This is a genomic window from Pedobacter agri, from assembly GCF_032678665.1.
Lineage (GTDB): Bacteria > Bacteroidota > Bacteroidia > Sphingobacteriales > Sphingobacteriaceae > Pedobacter > Pedobacter agri_A.
In genome coordinates this window covers 568784-585291 of record NZ_JAVTSH010000002.1, presented here as the reverse complement: position 1 = coordinate 585291, position 16508 = coordinate 568784, and the positions used below count along the sequence as shown (strand labels likewise).

The window sequence follows — 16508 nt, the reverse complement described above, 5'->3', positions numbered from 1 at the left end:
TGATTTAGGTTTTATTGAGTAAGCGAAAAACTGTCTATCTCTCTACCTTCGGCAGTTACAAAATCTATTTTAGCAAGGGTATTCTCGTCGGCTAATTCTACAATATGTTCCTTAAGTTCGGCAGATAATCTTTCAACATCTTCCATTTCGCCAATAACTATTTCTAGTTCTGCAGGCCCTTTTGCCCTAACCGCTTCTACTCTATTTCCTAAAAAAGATTTTAATTGACTGATCAGCTCTTCCATAATGTGATATTTACTATGAATAAGCGATAAATGGTAAAAAAAGTTTGGAAGATTTTAAAGTTGACCGTTTGATTAGATGGTGTGCTTTTAATCAAAAGCAATCATACAATTATTACGCACAAAAAAAGGCAGCTTAAAAAGCTGCCTTATAAAATATTTAATCGATTTTATTTTTGAGATGCCTCTGGCGCTTTACCAATCAGATCCATAAACTGATCTAACTTAGGCGTAATGATGATTTGCGTACGTCTGTTTTTAGCTTTTCCGGCTGGCGTTGAATTATCTGCAACAGGATTATATTCTCCTCTACCTCCAGCGGTTAAACGTTTCGGATCAACAGAATATTTGTTTTGCAATACCTGTACAACAGACGAAGCACGTAATGCACTTAAATCCCAGTTATTTCTAATGTTAGGTTGAGAAATCGGCACATTATCGGTGTTACCTTCAATCAACACGTCGTAGGTACTGTAATCCTGAATAATTTTAGCGATTTTGCTTAGCGTTTGGCCAGCTTTATCACTTACCTCAAATCCACCTGATTTATATAACATATTATCAGCTAACGAGATATAAACCACTCCCTTTAAAACCTGAACATCAACATCGCTCAACTCTTCCCTGCTCAATGAGCGGGTTAAGTTATTTGTTAACACCATATTAAGTGAATCACTTTTATTTTTTGCATTAACCAGCTGTTTGATGTATTTATTTGAACTGTTAATCTCATCAACCAATTTTGAAATGTTAACATTGCCCTGGTTACTTGAACTTAAACATTTGTTTAAAGCATCTTGTAATGCCGTAACATTAGCTTTCTCTGATGCAATTTGTTCTTCTAAACTTTTAACACGACTTGTTGCGCCGGTAAGTTCACGCTGGCTATCCTGATATTTATTACTCAACTCCTGATTTCTCTCTCTTAACTTAGCGTAGGTATCCTGAAGTTCTGTATATTTCTTATTGCTTACGCAACCAGAAATTAATACAATTGCCAGAAGTACTATTGGAAATGATTTGTATAATTTCATAATATTATTTTTTAGATTAAACGTTTAACAAATTCCTTGCCGTAATGTTTCGAAGGGCCTCTACAGGTATTTAAAGCCTACAAATTCAATCAAGCCAGAACGCTAAGTTTGCCTATAAGATGTTTTGGTTCAAAATGCTTCTTTATTTTTTGACTGGCAAATCCATATACACATTGTCTGTATTTGAACTATGCAAAATATTTTACTTCTAACGCTTAATTAAAAGAAGAAATTGATACTTAGAATTCGATATACCAATAAATCTGATTATATTTTTAAAAAAATCATTGTTTTATGCACCGATTATCGTTATTTTGCAGCTTTATTGATACAAATGGCTTTTTTTACTACTTGAAGTTAAAAATAGCCTCATATTAAAGTTAACAATCTCCTTATGATTAAGCTTTTTATTGGTGGTCTTGCAGACAATATTCAGGAAATGGATTTGGCAATTTTTGTCAGCTTACATGGAAAGATTGAAACCATTAAGGTGGTAAGAGATCGGGCTACCGGAAAATGTAAAGGTTACGCATTTATAGAAGTAATTAATCAAGCCGATGCCAGCAACATAATTTCTATGTTAAATGGTGAAACCTTTAAAGGCAACGTGATTACCGTTAAACAAAGCGCAGAAGAAGCACCCAAAAAAGTGTTTAAGCCAAAGCCTTCGGGATCTCAACCACCAAAAAGCAAACGCCCTAGGGTGCAGCGTTAATTCTAAACTAGAAAATGTTTTGCAGCTTGAGAACAGCCATCAGCTTTATTTTCTGTTAATTGCTTTTTAAAACATCCTGCTGAGCAATCAGGATGAAATTATAATCCAAGTCCTTTTAAGTCTTCTAAATCACCGTTAACCGAGCAGCGACGAACCGTCTCCGGTTTCTACTACATAAGCCTCTACATTCAAATTGAATGTATTTTGGTAAGCTATGGTGATTTTATCGATTAATGTTTCTATCTGTTCGTCCTTTACAATATTAATGGTGCAACCACCAAATCCGCCCCCCATCATCCTGGCGCCTATTACACCATCAAAATCTCTCACAAAATCAACTAAGAAATCGAGTTCTTTACAACTTACTTCATAATCCTTACTCAAGCCTTCATGCGTGGCAAACATCAATTTACCTAAAGCAGTCAAATCACCATTTGCCAGTTGATCAGCAGCTTTAATCACCCTTGCAATCTCCTGAACAACAAAAGTACATTTCCGATAAACCTCCATATCTTTGGCCTTAACGTACTTTTCAAGCATTTCCAAACTTACATCACGCAAACTATTAACTTCAGGTTCATATTCTTTAATCCAGGCTACGCCTTGTTCACATTGTGATCTTCTTTCGTTGTAAGCCGAATCTGCAAGTGAATGTTTTACATTTGTATTCAACAGCACAAGCCTGTAACCATCCAGTTTTAACGGAATATATTCGTATTTCATAGAACGGCAGTCTAACATCATTGCCTGATCTTTTTTTCCAAAAACCGAGGCAAACTGATCCATAATGCCACAGTTTACGCCCGCAAATTCATGTTCTGCCTTTTGCGAAATCAGCGCCAAATCCATCTGTGAAATACCAAGATTGTTTAAGTGGTTAATAGCAAAAGCGGTTGCACATTCCAATGCTGCCGACGATGACAAGCCTGCGCCCAAAGGCACGTTCCCATCCAGATACAAATTGAAACCCGAAAATTCAAAACCCCTCTTCTTGATCTGATCAGCAACGCCTAAAATATAATTTGCCCAACTTTTATCTGATTTTTCAATCTGATCAATTGAAGCAACATGTTTTTGCTGATAGCTTTCAGCGTAGAGATGTATTTCCTGGTCATCGCGTTGCGAAACTGCCACGTAGATGGCTTTGTTTATCGCAGCCGGCATAACGAAGCCATTATTGTAATCGGTATGCTCACCAATAATGTTAATTCTTCCCGGCGATTTTACTAAAACAGGCTCCGTTTGAAAAATTTTTCTAAACGAAGATTTTAATGTTTGTATATCCATAATTACATAATGTTGCCCCTACTAACTTTGATCTAAAGGTATTGGCAAACCTATCGATAAATTATTAATTGTCAAAAAGACAATTAATAATTTATATATTAATTTCTATTTTCGTAGAAAATTAAGGATCTTCAAAAGCCAAATCGAACAAAATGATAGAATATTCTGGTCAACCACATTATCTCCTTGCTGTAGATTGCATTGTGTTTGGTTTTGACGGAGAGCATTTAAAAATTTTGCTGGTTAAAAGAGGTTTGGAGCCAGAAATAAATAAATGGAGTTTAATCGGTGGTTTCGTGGGGGCTAACGAAAGTCCGGATGATGCTGCAAACCGGGTTTTAAAAAAGAATACGGGTTTAGAAGGCATTTACCTGGAACAACTTCAAATTTACGGCGAACCCAACCGCGATCCGATTGAAAGAACATTATCTGTTGGGTATTTTGCTTTGATCGACATTCATAAATATCAGACACAGATAAATGATGATTATCATGCTGAATGGTTTCTGATTAACGACCGGCCAAAACTCATCTTTGATCATGATCAAATGGTTAGCGATGCCAGGAAAAAACTCCGGTATAAAGCAGCATTACATCCCATTTTATTTGAAATGTTGCCTAAGAAATTCACCATCCCCCAGTTGCAGATCCTGTTTGAAGAAGTGAACGATACCAAAATCGACACCCGCAATTTCAGCAGAAAAATCGGTTCAACAGGGTTATTAATTAAGCTGGCAGAAAAGGATAAATCGGGTTCTAAGAAAGGCGCATTTTATTTCAAAGTTGATAAAAAGAAATACAACGCTAACTTTCAAGCTTTTCTGAATCTTATTCCCAATTTAAAACCCTAACGAAAACAGCGCAATTTTAATCTCAATTTAAGATGAGATTCCTATTTTTGTTAGATGCTGCGAATCGGGATAGCTGAAGATGATATCAAAATTGCTGATCTTTTAAAATCGGCGCTGGAAGAAAACGGCTATCAAGTATCTACTGTATTTAATGGAATAGATGCACTGGAACAATTTGCCAATAAGGAATTCAATTTGCTGATTATTGATATTATGATGCCCGGTTTAAACGGCATCCAATTGTGTAAACGTCTTCGCGAAATTGATAGTCAGACACCTATCCTGATGCTTACCGCTTTGGGAACCGTAGATGATAAGGTAACAGGCCTGGAGGCAGGAGCTGATGATTACCTGGTAAAACCTTTCCATTTAAAAGAACTACTTGCCCGTGTTTCAGCGCTGTTAAGAAGACAATCTCCAGTAATAAGCAAACCCAATCATCAACTTTGTTTTGAAGATCTGGTTCTGGACACACACAGCAAAGAAGTATTCAGAGCGGGCAAAAACATCGAGCTTAGTGCAAAAGAGTTTATTTTGCTGGAACTTTTTCTGCGCAACCCCAACCGTTTGCTTTCAAGACAATACATTGCTGAACACGCCTGGGATATCCATTTCGATACCGGCACCAATGTAATTGATGTTTACATTAACTTTCTCCGTAAAAAAATAGATAAAGGCTTTGACAGGAAGCTTATCCATACCAAAATCAATATGGGTTATATCCTAAAATAATGAAAATAAAAGATCGCATTGCACTCTATTTTACACTGATAAGCACTTCGATGCTTTTCGCTGTGCTTTGTGTGGTTTATTTTACCTTCATGAAATTTCTGGAGGCCGATTTTTTTGAACGCTTAACCGATCGAACAATGGTTACGGCAAAGCTTTATCTTGAAGCCGATGAAATTAGCCGTGATGCGTTGAATGATGTTCGCCACAAGTATTTGCAAAAGCTTAACGGCGAGGTAACCAGAATTTACGATTATAAAAACCGGGCAACTTTTATCGGAGATACAACCCAATACTGGACGAAAGCAACAATAGAACAGGTTAGAAAGCGCAAACAGATTAAATATACGGATGGTGAACGACAGGTTGTAGGTATTTATTACAAAGATAACCAAGGCGATTTCATCATTTTGGCTTCAGCATCCGATCAGGGATCGCACAATAGATTAACGAAACTGCTTAAAATTATGGTTTTCGTGTTTATCATCATCTCGCTGGTTGTGTTGATTTTGAGCAGGTGGATAGCCGAAAAAATGTTAAAGCCGCTCAAAAAATTCATGCTGGAGGTAAAGCAGATTGGCTCTGAAAATATGGAGTTCAGAGTGGAGGAAACTGATACGAAGGATGAAATTAACCTCATCGCCAAAAGTTTTAATCACTTAATGAATGAACTGGAACAAGCTTTTATCCTTCAGAAAACATTTGTGGCAAATGCCTCTCACGAATTAAGAACGCCGGTAACGAGAATAATGATGGCTACTGAACTGGCTTTATCAAAAAATCGTGATGCGGAAGCTTATCAAAAGGTAATCTATTCCATATTAGACGACGCCGAGAAGATGGATCATATTATTACTGGTTTACTTACCCTGGCTAAGATGGATATGGAATTGCTAAACGCTCAGCTCTCTCCTATCCGGTTAGATCAATTGTTGTTCAAAATTCAGGCAGAATGGAAACAGCGTAAAAACCTTGATGTAGAAATTGTAAATGATTTATCGGAAGTCAATCCGCAGGTTTTAGCCAACGAAATTCTCCTGCAAATTGTACTGGATAATATTTTCTCTAACGCTTTCAAGTTTTCTAACCAACAAAGTGTAATATGTAAATTGGAGCAGTCTGACGAAGATTTTGTGATTGAAATAATTGATCAGGGTCCCGGAATTCCGCTGATGGAACAGGAGGAAGTTTTTAAACCCTTTTATTCCCGATCAGCTGATATAGGTCAGACAGGAGAAGGAATGGGATTGTACATGGCCCAAAAAATCATCGTTTTGTTTAAGGGCAAAATAGAAATATCATCAACTGAGTTAAATAAAAGCATGATCTCAGTGTATATCCCTCAATTTAATCCGCTTTTAATTTCCAATTAATTCGCATTTAATTCGGCAAGAATAGCTTTGCCGTATGACCAGAATTAGTAAGTTGGTATTGTTACTCTTAACAATTTCGATAAAAACAACTTTTGCGCAAAGCGATTCCACCACATTAGATTTAAAGCAAGCTGAAATTCTTTTTTTAAAGAATAATTTCGATTTACTCGCCAGTAACTATCAGATTGATCAGGCAAAGGCTGAAGTGATCACGGCTAAACTTTTTGATAATCCGGAACTGGAATATGAAAACCTCTTCTATAATCACGAAACCAAAAAATTTCTGCAAACCTCTTATGCTTACGGCCAGTACGCAGGTTCTATTTCGCAGCTTATTAAGCTTGCCGGAAAGCGAAATAAGAATATAAAACTGGCGCAAACAGGCGTTAAATTGGCCGAACTGGAATATTTCGATTTGATGCGCACACTGAAATTTGAACTGCGCAACACCTTTTACAAAGCATACTTCGCCACTCAATCTGTTCAGGTTTATAATGATCAGGTCAAATCAACCGAAAGCTTGCTAAAGGCTTATGAAATTCAGCTGAAGGCTGGGAACATTGCCTTAAAAGACGTGATCCGAATCAAATCTTTAATCATCAGTTTAAAAGCAGAACAGGCAAATCTTTTGAATGATTTAGAAGATCACTACAAAGATTTAAGATTGTTATGCGGACTGGAGCCTTCTGCAAATCTAAAGTTGACTGTCGCAGAAAGTAAAGCAACTGCCGTAGATCAAATTCCCTATGCAAGGCTACTCGATTCTGCAAGAACCAACCGGGCAGACTTAAAGCTTGCAAAAACAGATTTGGAGTACAATGAACTGAACTTAAAACTGCAAAAGGCAATGGCCATTCCTGATGTTGAAATTTCTCTGGCATACGATTTAAAAGGAAATTATCCGGAGAAATACACCGGTATCGGCCTGAAAATCCCAATTCCACTTTTTAACCGAAACCAGGGCGAAATTAAAAAAGCCAAGGTTGGTATTGATGCTGCTAGTTCAAACATCAAAAAACAAGAAATCATATTGTCGAACGAGGTTTTTAACAGTTATCGCACTGCGATGAGGAATGAAAAGCTTTTTTCAGAGATCGATCCTTCCTTCAATGATGACTTTAATAAAATTATCAACGGGCTGATTAAAAACTTTAGAGAGCGGAACATCAGCCTGATTGAGTTTCTCGACTTATACGAATCGTATAAAGAAAATATCCTTCAAATCAACAACCTCCAGTTCGAAAGAATGAACGCTAGAGAAGAATTAAACTACGTAACCGGAACAAACATCTTCAAATAATTAATATGCATACTATCCATAACAACATTATAAAAGGATTAATTCTCACCTCAATAGTTTTCGGCATTGGCTGTAGCAACAATAAGGTAGAAACACCAACTGAAAAATTCTCGATTACCGATTCGTTGTTGAGCAGGTTGATTATTGATACCGTACAGCAAGCTAACGGGAAGGCTGACATTATTTTCTCTGCTAAAATTTCGGCAAATGAAGATCGGAAATCAGAACTTTTCCCGATGGTAAGCGGATCCGTAAATCGTGTAAATGTTCGTTTAGGCGATCAGGTTCAGGCCGGGCAAACACTGGCAACAGTAAATAGTGCTGAAATGGCTGGATTTGATAAAGAAGTAATTGCCGCAAATGCTGAACTTAAAACCGCTGATAGAATTTTAAAACAAGCCGAGCAGCTTTTCGAAAGTGGTTTATCATCAGCAAGAGAGCTGGAAGAAGCGAAAAACGAATATCAGATAAAAAAAGCCGAGCTAAAAAGAGCCAATTCAGTTTTAAAAATTAACGGTGGTAGCAGCACAGGATTATACGCCATAAAATCACCGCTAAATGGATTTGTGATCGAGAAAAACGTAAATGATAACATGCAGTTACGAGGCGACAATGATAAGAGTTTGTTCACCGTCGCCGATCTTTCAAATGTTTGGGCAATGATTAACATCTATGAATCAGATATCTCCAGGGTTAAACCAGGCGATGAAGTTAATTTATCTACTTTGTCTTATCCGGAACAAATTTTCAAAGGAAGAATAGATAAAATTTACAACCTGATTGATCAGGACAGCAAAGTAATGAATGCCCGTGTGGTGATTTCAAATCCTGATTTTTTGTTAAAGCCAGGCATGTTGGGTACGGTTAAGGTTTCTGCAAGCTCTGGCGTTAATTTGCCTGTGGTAAATGCCAGAGCCGTCATTTTTGACGAAAACAAAAACTATGTGCTTCTATTAGACAAAAACAACAAGGTTAGGATTCAGGAAATAGAAATCGGCCGTAAAACCGCTGATGGAATTTTCATTAGTAAAGGTGTTGAAGCTGGAGATCGGGTGATCGCATCGAAACAGGTTTTCTTATTTGAGAACTTAAAAACGCAGTAAATCCCTTTCATCTACTAGATTTTATATCATGAATAATTTCATCAAAAGCATTATCGGCTTTGCGCTGAAGAATAAATATTTCATCTTTTTTGCCACTTTCATTCTCATTTTAGCGGGTTACTTAAGTTTTAAAAGCACAACTATTGATGCTTTTCCGGATGTAACCAATACCAATATCACCATCATTACGCAGTGGCCGGGCAGAAGTGCCGAAGAGGTGGAGAAATTCGTAAGCCGCCCGCTTGAAATTGCCATGAACCCTACCGAAAAAAGAACCAGCATCCGTTCTTCTTCGCTATTTGGATTGTCGATTGTAAAAGTAAGTTTTGAAGATGATGTTGATTATGCCGAAGCCCGGGTACAGGTAAACAACCACCTCGATGAAGCTGATTTACCTGAAGGCATTCAGCCAGAAGTACAACCACCCTATGGCCCTACCGGAGAAATTTTCCGCTATACGTTAAGCAGCGATCAAAAATCGGTTCGTGAACTTAAAACCTTGCAGGATTGGGTCATCCAACGCGAATTGCTATCCGTTTCTGGCATTGCCGATGTAGTAAGTTTCGGTGGCGAGGTAAAAACCTATCAAATCACTGTTGATCCGCAAAAATCGATTCAATATGGCGTTACCGCTAATGAACTTTTCGAAGCCGTATCAAAGAGCAACATTAATGTAGGTGGCGATGTTATTGTTCAAAGTGGGCAGGCTTATGTGGTACGTGGAATTGGTGTGCTCAACAACATTGATGAGATTAGAAATGTGGTGGTAGACAATGTAAACGGAACACCAATCTATGTTAAAACCATTGCAGAGGTGGCCGAATCAGCCTTGCCAAGATTAGGTCAGGTGGGCCGAGATCATGATCCTGACGTGGTTGAAGGCATTGTTGTAATGCGAAAAGGTGGCAACCCGAGTGAAGTGATTGCCCGTTTGAAAGAAAAAATAGAAGTGATAAATAACAGCATCTTGCCTGATGATGTTAAGATAAAACCATTTTACGACCGTGAGGATTTAGTGAATTATTCCGTTCATACGGTGATGGGTAATATGCTTGAGGGGATTTTATTCGTCACCTTGATCGTATTCCTTTTTATGGCTGATTGGCGCACCACACTAATCGTATCCATCATTATTCCACTGGCACTTCTGTTTGCATTCATCTGTTTGAAATTAAAAGGGATGCCGGCGAATCTATTATCTATGGGTGCGATAGATTTTGGAATTATCATTGATGGTGCGGTCGTGATGGTGGAAGGAATCTTCGTAACCCTGGATATGAAGGCCAAAAAGCTGGGAATGGACCGTTTCAATAAAATGAGCAAGCTTGGCTTTATAAAAAAAGCCTGCATGGAAAACGGGAAAGGAATTCTTTTTGCGAAACTGATTATCATCACCGGTTTACTGCCGATTTTTACTTTCGAAAAAGTAGAAGGGAAAATGTTCTCTCCCCTGGCCTGGACACTAAGTTTTGCACTTCTTGGTGCCTTAATTTTAACTTTTACGCTGGTACCGGCAATGGCCAGTGTTTTGTTAAAGAAGAATGTTAAGGAGAAACACAATGTTTTTCTCGAATGGATGACCAAGGTTACACTTAAGTTTTACGACATCTGTTTCAAAAGAAAAAGAACTGTATTTTTCATATCAATCATCATATTGGTTACGGGTGCATTTAGTTTTAAATTTTTAGGAACTGAATTTTTACCAAGTCTGGATGAAGGCTCAATTTACGTTCGGGCGACTGGTCCGCTAAGCATCTCGTTAGATGAAACCAAAAAACTTTCGAACGATATGCGGAAGATCTTTTTGAGTTTTGAAGAGGTGAAGCAGGTAATGTCGCAAACCGGTCGCCCAAATGATGGAACCGATGCAACAGGTTTTTACAATATGGAATTCCATGTAGATATTTATCCACGCAAAGAATGGAAGCGTAAACAAAGCAAAGAACAACTGATTGAACGCATGCAGGAAAAACTCAAAAGTTTCCCTGGCATCAGTCTAAATTTCTCTCAACCTATTTCCGATAACGTCGAGGAAGCGGTTTCGGGTGTTAAGGGTTCTATTGTGGTTAAAATGTTTGGCGAAAACTTCGAATTTATTGAGCAGGAAGAAGAAAAAATTGAAAAGATTTTGAAAACTGTTGATGGTATTGAAGACCTGGGGATTTTAAGAAATCTCGGACAGCCAGAATTACAAATTAACCTCGATCAGAAAAAAATGGCACTTTATGGTGTGAGCACAGCTGATGCGAATGCCGTAATTGAAATGGCCATTGGTGGTAAAGCAGCTACACAGATTTATGAAGGCGAAAGAAAGTTTGATCTGATCATCCGCTATCCTGAAGATTTCAGGAATGATGAAAGTTCCATCAGCAAACTGCGCATCCCCACTTTATCGGGTTCAAATGTGCAATTGGGAGAAATTTCAAGCATTAGAAAAATTACGGGCCCGAGTATGATTTACCGTGATAAACACAAGCGTTATGGGGCAATTAAATTTTCAATCCGTGGTAGAGATATGGGCAGCGTCATTGCCGAAGCACAACAAAAAGTAAATGCACAAATAAAACTTCCAAAAGAGTACAAATTAGAATGGGCAGGAGATTTCGAAAATCAACAACGAGCCATTTCCCGATTATCACAAGCCGTTCCAGTGAGTTTGTTGTTAATCTTCTTCATTCTATTTGTGCTTTTTGGAAATATCAGAGATGCCTTATTGGTGTTAAACAATGTTCCCTTTGCGATGATTGGTGGAATTTTGGCGCTGCTTATTGCTGGCGTAAACTTTAATATTTCGGCAGGTATTGGCTTTATTGCACTGTTCGGAATCTGTGTTCAAAATGGTGTAATTTTGATTACCAGATTTAAAACGAATATTGCAGAATTGAAACACCACGAGACATGGACTTTCACCGATGCCATGCGTGATGGAATTGCCAGCAGATTCAGGCCCGTATTAATGACGGCGCTGATGGCTGCTATAGGTTTAATGCCGGCAGCACTATCAACCGGAATTGGTTCAGAAGCATCAAAACCCTTAGCAATAGTGGTTATTGGTGGCTTGATTACCAATACGCTATTTAACCTTTTTGTTTATCCGATTGTATTTTACTGGTCGTATAATAAAAAAGTGCAAAAAATTAACCCGGCACAAGCTTAAAAACAAAGCCTTTCGATTTTCGAAAGGCTTCGTTGTTTAATTAAAATAATTTCTCCTGCGGAGGTTTAGTTCCTGCCAAACGAAGATAAACAGTTGTTTGACCGCGGTGATGTGTTTGATGTTCAAAACCTTTTTCGAAAGCGGCCTCCCTTGAAAGTTCAAAACGATCAAATAGTTTTACCTTTTCATTTAACTGGGCTGCGTTTAATTTTTTAAGGGCTGCAATTACAAAATCATAACTATCCAATACATTTTTAGTTACTGCGGCCTTTGTTTTTTCGCTGGTTTTCTCTAACTGATCCATTCCTGCAGGTGTTTTATCACCTAAAGCTGCTGCTGTAAAAACGTAATTATCTGCACCCAGGTGAAGCATTTGTTCTGCAAATGATCGCATTTCAGGGGTAGGTTTCAACGCGTAACCTTTTTCAGGCATGGCTTCTAAATATTCTTTAGTGTAAGCCTTTGCCCGCTCCCATTCTTTCACTACATCAGCAGGAGTAGTTTGTGCCTTCGTTGTATTAAATACAGCCATCAGCACCAATAAACTGGTTAATAATCTTATTGTTTTCATATCATTTGGTTTTATCAACGTAAAAATAACAATAAGAATCGATTATAATTGCTGCATGTTTCCGTAAGAAAATGGCTGGAAACAAAAAAAGAGTTTGACATGCAAACTCTTTTAAATTAACTCAATTTCCAATCTGGTCGTTCGAAATGGCAGGTATAACCATACGGAACCTTTTGCAGGTAATCCTGATGGTCCTCTTCCGCATTCCAAAAATCACCAGCAGGCACCACTTCCGTTACAAACTTGCCTGGCCACTTGCCAGAATTTTCCAATTCCTCAATTAATTCCAGTGCTGTATTTTTTTGCTCCTCATTCAGGTAAAAAATGGCTGAGCGATAAGACGTTCCAACGTCATTACCCTGGCGGTTTTTTGTTGTAGGATCATGAATCTGAAAGAAATACTCCAGTAATTTGCGATACGATAATTCTTCAGGATTGAACTCAATCTCAATTCCTTCAGCATGTGTGCCGTGGTTGCGATAAGTGGCATTTGGAACATCGCCACCGGTGTAGCCTACAACAGTTGAAATTACACCAGGCTGGTGACGAATTAATTCTTCAACACCCCAGAAGCAGCCGCCAGCTAAAATTGCTTTTTCAGTACTCATATTTATGTGTTTTATTTTTTGAATTTATTTTTTTTACAATATTGAACGGATTAAACCACCTTCTACCCTTATGGCAGCGCCATTTGTTCCCGAAGCCAGTGGACTAACGTAATAAGTTACAGCGTTGGCAATTTCACTAACATCTAAAAACCGTTGAATTAGTGAAGTTGGTCGCATATTTTTGAAGAAATCTTCTTCCACTTCAGCAATGCTGATATTTCCTTTCTTGGCTAAATCTTCAATAAAACCTCCAACACCTTTTGATTTTGTTGGTCCCGGTAAAATTGAATTCACCGTTACATTTGTGCCTTTACTTAACTCTGCTAAACCCCTGCTCACGCCGAGTTGGGCAGTTTTGGTCATTCCATAATGAATCATTTCATCGGGTATAAAAACTGCAGATTCACTGGAAATGAAAATGATCCTCCCCCAATTCTTGGCTAACATTTTCGGAAACAAAGACCGCGATAAGCGAATACCACTCATTACATTAACCTCAAAAAAACGAAACCAATCTTCATCACTAATCTCTTCAAAGGCTTTCGGCTCGAAAATACCGGCATTGTTAACCAGAATATCTACATCAGGTAAACTTTCAATGAGTTTGTTTACTTCTTCTGCTTTTGCGAAATCGGCTGCAATTCCAGTAACAGCATCATTTCCTGTATCTTTTTTCAATTGCTCAATAGCGGTGTCTATCGTTTCCTGCGATCGTCCGTTGATAATTACATGTGCCCCCTCTTTCAGTAAACTTTCGGCAATTGCATATCCTATCCCAGCAGTTGATCCGCTGATGAAAGCAGTTTTATTTTTTAATTGTAAATCCATTTTAGCTTTTATCTTTTAGATATGTAATGATAACAAATCCTTGATTGATCTGTTTATCAGAAAAAGCATACAGATGTAAAAATTAACCTGATGGATTGACTAATGATGCAAATGATATTCGGCGAAGAGTGCTGAAGACAATGTTTTTATATCACTCAATTTATGACTGAGTAGATCAGATTTTTTTCCATCATTTAACTCGAGAGAACTATCACTCACTGATTCTCCGGGCAGAATCGATTTTTCGAGTTTTAAATTCCCTATGATCGGGATGATTAAGTCGTTTTCGCTATTGATATCAAGTCTTTCTCCTGCCAAATAAATGGAGGTGATCATGGCATTGATTTTATAAATAATTACCTGAACCTCATACAAATATTGAAGATTAAGACTCGATTGCCAGGGCTCCTGACTTGCAGATTCAATGGATTCTGATAAAGCAGAAAGACTCAAATTAGCGTTTTTCCGAGCCATCCTGGCCATATTTTCGTTATGCATTTTATGCTGATCTGCAGTGATCAAAAAATATTTCAAACTTCCATTTGCAGCTTCCTTAATTTTCTGGTGCATTTGTTTGCTATCCCAAATCGGGAAAAGATAAGTGGCAAGAATTGCAATGCCACAACCAATCAATGTGAATATTATCCTATCGTGAACAATATGATCAAAATGACCATGGTAACTGCCTAAAGTCAGAATTACGGCTGGGGTAATAAACATCACACTAATGGTGTAATTAATTCTATTAAAAGCATAAAAGCCAAGTAAACAAATCGCAGAAATGCTCAACAATATCGCAGGGCTTTTAACCAGATAGATAAGCAATAAGCCGATGGCAACGCCACCTAAACTTCCTTTTAACCGCTGAAAATTCCTTTTCCAGGTGATGGAGAATTTGGGTCTTGCCACGATTACTAAAGTGAGGAATAACCAGTAACTGTATCTGCTGGTTTCTAACTGATTAATCAGCAGGAAGCCGAAAAGAAAACAAATTGCCATTCGAAGTGAAAATCTGAAGATTGGCGATTTTAAACCCAAATGGTCTTTAAGTGAAAGGCGATCTGAGCTTACAAAGAGTGGATATTCGATGACCTCTTTTGATTGTACATGTTGCTGATCATTAATCTCACTCTTCCGGATAGCCATAATAATCTGCGTAATTTCATCAATATTAGAAATTACACTTCCGATAAATTCCTTTTGTTCCACGTTCAAGTGATCCATCTCTGAGATCAATTCTTTTTGATCGGCAATGAATGATGAATTTATTTTTGACTTTGACTCGATATTTTTGACGGTTCGAACATGCCTGCCAAGATCTTCAATTTCTTCGGCCAGGATCCGAATTAAATCGGCAATGAGCGCCAAACTTTTGCCTCCAGATAAAGACTTCTGGATAGATTCATAATCGAAATGAACTGCGTTAAGTTGTTCGTAAAGATCAATTAACAAGCCAGCCCGTTCCAATAAAATTTTGCCCTTCTTATTGTCAGGATCCATGGCATAGCGATCTGTTAACAATAAACTTCGAATTAATTCATGCTTTTGATTTACCTGAATGTGCAGTTTAATAATCTCCCTTTGCTGATGATCTAACGGAATTTTAGGATCATAATTTTTGGCCTTTGCCTTTAAAAATGCTGCACTGGCCAGCAAACATTCAAAAATAGCATGATTTAAGGAACGATACGGACGGATTAAAGTTTGAATAACGCTAACTAAATAATACCAGACGCCGCCAATTAACATGTAGCCACTAAAATAAAGCGGCCGGGCCGGATGTAATCCCATCACGAAAGTGCAAACAATTAGCGCCATGGTTCCAATCAAACTCATTTTTTGCCCATATACGGCAAACATGGAAAAAAGAAAAGCCAGCAAAGTAATTATTAAGGCTGACCAGATTTTATTATCCAATATTTGAGAAACCAGAAACGTAGTGCAAAAGAAAATTGCGATGCTAATCAGTGCATTCTTAAGCTTGTTTAATCTGTTATCGGGTAAATCCGTCAAGCTTATAAGCAAAGCCCCAACCCCAATTCCGGTTGCTGCCTCCTGATTACCCAAATAGAAAAATAAAATAATCGGAAAAAGAACAGTTAATGTTGTACGAAGGGCATCTGAGAAGTATTCTCCAAGAAAAAAGTAACTAATATTTAATGCAATTGCTTTTTTGCCGTGTTTAATCAAGTTAGAATAATTTATTTCAGTTAGTGCCGCAAAGGTAAGACATCAGAAGATATTTTTAGTCAGCAACGTGTATTAAGGTTACATTAAGCAGAATTTAAGTTGCATCAGCAATTAAAATTACAAAATAACAGGCAGAGAAATAAAACTCGCATTACAACTTACATATGATTACTCATACATATATCAGCATAAATTAAGGTGTTTTTACCCTATGCCTATTTATTTGAAAACGCTAATTTTATTGCAGTTAGAATTAAATCAACGGGACGATTTAGAAACTAATGGAAAAGCAGATTTTAGGATCTGCTTTTTTTGTATTTACCGGTATAAACATTCCGCAAAATTGGCAACATTCAAAGTATCTATTTTGCTTACATCATTTAATATATAACGAGAAATAATCTTAGTCCCTGAGCGGGAAACATAAGGACCATCTTGCTCAACCTGAGCTGCAGATGAGAGACTGTAAAAAGATATAAAGGTGATTGATAAGTATTGTAGGAGTTTCATTTATTTGCAA

Annotated in this window: 15 protein-coding genes; 7 read left to right on the top strand and 8 right to left on the bottom strand. The window is 37.6% G+C overall.

Annotated features, from left to right (window positions below; all coding sequences use genetic code 11):
* Nucleotides 1-11 precede the first annotated feature (11 nt).
* Together R2Q70_RS06145 and R2Q70_RS06140 are read right to left on the bottom strand one after the other, a co-directional pair.
* A complete protein-coding gene (locus R2Q70_RS06145; protein ID WP_316806758.1) occupies nt 12-245 on the bottom strand; it encodes a hypothetical protein in 234 nt (77 codons plus the stop codon).
* Nucleotides 246-412: 167 nt separating this feature from the next.
* On the bottom strand, nt 413-1276 hold the full coding sequence (locus R2Q70_RS06140) for an OmpA family protein (protein WP_316806757.1): 864 nt from the start codon (nt 1274-1276) through the stop codon (nt 413-415).
* A 394-nt stretch (nt 1277-1670) separates the two neighbouring features.
* Here R2Q70_RS06140 and R2Q70_RS06135 point away from each other — a divergent pair, with 394 nt between their 5' ends.
* Nucleotides 1671-1991, top strand: coding sequence for an RNA-binding protein (locus R2Q70_RS06135; protein ID WP_316806756.1), 321 nt, complete (start codon nt 1671-1673; stop codon nt 1989-1991).
* A gap of 135 nt (nt 1992-2126) precedes the next feature.
* Here R2Q70_RS06135 and R2Q70_RS06130 read toward each other — a convergent pair whose 3' ends face one another.
* Complete coding sequence (locus R2Q70_RS06130; protein WP_316806755.1) at nt 2127-3278, bottom strand: galactokinase; 1152 nt, start codon at nt 3276-3278, stop codon at nt 2127-2129.
* A 152-nt stretch (nt 3279-3430) separates the two neighbouring features.
* Between R2Q70_RS06130 and R2Q70_RS06125 the strand changes: the two genes are divergently transcribed.
* The 6 genes from R2Q70_RS06125 to R2Q70_RS06100 are packed head-to-tail and all read left to right on the top strand — an operon-like array spanning nt 3431 to nt 11791.
* Nucleotides 3431-4129: an NUDIX hydrolase gene (locus R2Q70_RS06125; RefSeq protein ID WP_316806754.1), complete on the top strand. Its 699-nt coding sequence runs from the start codon at nt 3431-3433 to the stop codon at nt 4127-4129.
* 54 nt (nt 4130-4183) lie between these two features.
* Nucleotides 4184-4861 carry a response regulator transcription factor gene (locus tag R2Q70_RS06120; RefSeq protein WP_316806753.1) on the top strand — a complete coding sequence of 226 codons (678 nt, stop codon included), beginning with the start codon at nt 4184-4186 and terminating at the stop codon, nt 4859-4861.
* Nucleotides 4861-6231 carry an ATP-binding protein gene (locus R2Q70_RS06115; RefSeq protein ID WP_316806752.1) on the top strand — a complete coding sequence of 457 codons (1371 nt, stop codon included), beginning with the start codon at nt 4861-4863 and terminating at the stop codon, nt 6229-6231. The genes R2Q70_RS06120 and R2Q70_RS06115 overlap by 1 nt, the downstream gene beginning before the upstream one ends.
* Nucleotides 6232-6265: 34 nt before the next feature.
* A complete protein-coding gene (locus tag R2Q70_RS06110) occupies nt 6266-7531 on the top strand; it encodes a TolC family protein (RefSeq protein ID WP_316806751.1) in 1266 nt (421 codons plus the stop codon).
* 5 nt (nt 7532-7536) lie between these two features.
* Nucleotides 7537-8634 (top strand): efflux RND transporter periplasmic adaptor subunit, encoded by a 1098-nt coding sequence (locus R2Q70_RS06105; protein WP_316806750.1) that lies wholly within the window; start codon nt 7537-7539, stop codon nt 8632-8634.
* 28 nt (nt 8635-8662) lie between these two features.
* Nucleotides 8663-11791, top strand: coding sequence for a CusA/CzcA family heavy metal efflux RND transporter (locus R2Q70_RS06100; protein ID WP_316806749.1), 3129 nt, complete (start codon nt 8663-8665; stop codon nt 11789-11791).
* Nucleotides 11792-11831: 40 nt separating this feature from the next.
* Here the strand turns inward: R2Q70_RS06100 and R2Q70_RS06095 are convergent, their stop codons facing one another.
* The 5 genes from R2Q70_RS06095 to R2Q70_RS06075 form a co-directional block, all read right to left on the bottom strand.
* Nucleotides 11832-12362, bottom strand: a complete 531-nt coding sequence (locus tag R2Q70_RS06095; protein WP_316806748.1) for a DinB family protein — start codon at nt 12360-12362, stop codon at nt 11832-11834.
* 116 nt (nt 12363-12478) lie between these two features.
* Complete coding sequence (gene msrA, locus R2Q70_RS06090; protein WP_316806747.1) at nt 12479-12970, bottom strand: peptide-methionine (S)-S-oxide reductase MsrA; 492 nt, start codon at nt 12968-12970, stop codon at nt 12479-12481.
* 33 nt (nt 12971-13003) lie between these two features.
* On the bottom strand, nt 13004-13798 hold the full coding sequence (locus R2Q70_RS06085) for an SDR family oxidoreductase (RefSeq protein WP_316806746.1): 795 nt from the start codon (nt 13796-13798) through the stop codon (nt 13004-13006).
* 99 nt (nt 13799-13897) lie between these two features.
* A complete protein-coding gene (locus R2Q70_RS06080; RefSeq protein ID WP_316806745.1) occupies nt 13898-15988 on the bottom strand; it encodes an FUSC family protein in 2091 nt (696 codons plus the stop codon).
* 318 nt (nt 15989-16306) lie between these two features.
* A complete protein-coding gene (locus tag R2Q70_RS06075; protein WP_316806744.1) occupies nt 16307-16498 on the bottom strand; it encodes a hypothetical protein in 192 nt (63 codons plus the stop codon).
* Between the last annotated feature and the right edge of the window lie 10 nt (nt 16499-16508).

Bases quoted from the DNA above. Each gene is read 5' to 3' on its own strand.
- R2Q70_RS06145 (WP_316806758.1), bottom strand. From the start codon at position 245: ATGGAAGAGCTGATCAGTCAATTAAAATCTTTTTTAGGAAATAGAGTA.
- R2Q70_RS06140 (WP_316806757.1), bottom strand. From the start codon at position 1,276: ATGAAATTATACAAATCATTTCCAATAGTACTTCTGGCAATTGTATTA.
- R2Q70_RS06135 (WP_316806756.1), top strand. From the start codon at position 1,671: ATGATTAAGCTTTTTATTGGTGGTCTTGCAGACAATATTCAGGAAATG.
- R2Q70_RS06130 (WP_316806755.1), bottom strand. From the start codon at position 3,278: ATGGATATACAAACATTAAAATCTTCGTTTAGAAAAATTTTTCAAACG.
- R2Q70_RS06125 (WP_316806754.1), top strand. From the start codon at position 3,431: ATGATAGAATATTCTGGTCAACCACATTATCTCCTTGCTGTAGATTGC.
- R2Q70_RS06120 (WP_316806753.1), top strand. From the start codon at position 4,184: ATGCTGCGAATCGGGATAGCTGAAGATGATATCAAAATTGCTGATCTT.
- R2Q70_RS06115 (WP_316806752.1), top strand. From the start codon at position 4,861: ATGAAAATAAAAGATCGCATTGCACTCTATTTTACACTGATAAGCACT.
- R2Q70_RS06110 (WP_316806751.1), top strand. From the start codon at position 6,266: ATGACCAGAATTAGTAAGTTGGTATTGTTACTCTTAACAATTTCGATA.
- R2Q70_RS06105 (WP_316806750.1), top strand. From the start codon at position 7,537: ATGCATACTATCCATAACAACATTATAAAAGGATTAATTCTCACCTCA.
- R2Q70_RS06100 (WP_316806749.1), top strand. From the start codon at position 8,663: ATGAATAATTTCATCAAAAGCATTATCGGCTTTGCGCTGAAGAATAAA.
- R2Q70_RS06095 (WP_316806748.1), bottom strand. From the start codon at position 12,362: ATGAAAACAATAAGATTATTAACCAGTTTATTGGTGCTGATGGCTGTA.
- msrA (WP_316806747.1), bottom strand. From the start codon at position 12,970: ATGAGTACTGAAAAAGCAATTTTAGCTGGCGGCTGCTTCTGGGGTGTT.
- R2Q70_RS06085 (WP_316806746.1), bottom strand. From the start codon at position 13,798: ATGGATTTACAATTAAAAAATAAAACTGCTTTCATCAGCGGATCAACT.
- R2Q70_RS06075 (WP_316806744.1), bottom strand. From the start codon at position 16,498: ATGAAACTCCTACAATACTTATCAATCACCTTTATATCTTTTTACAGT.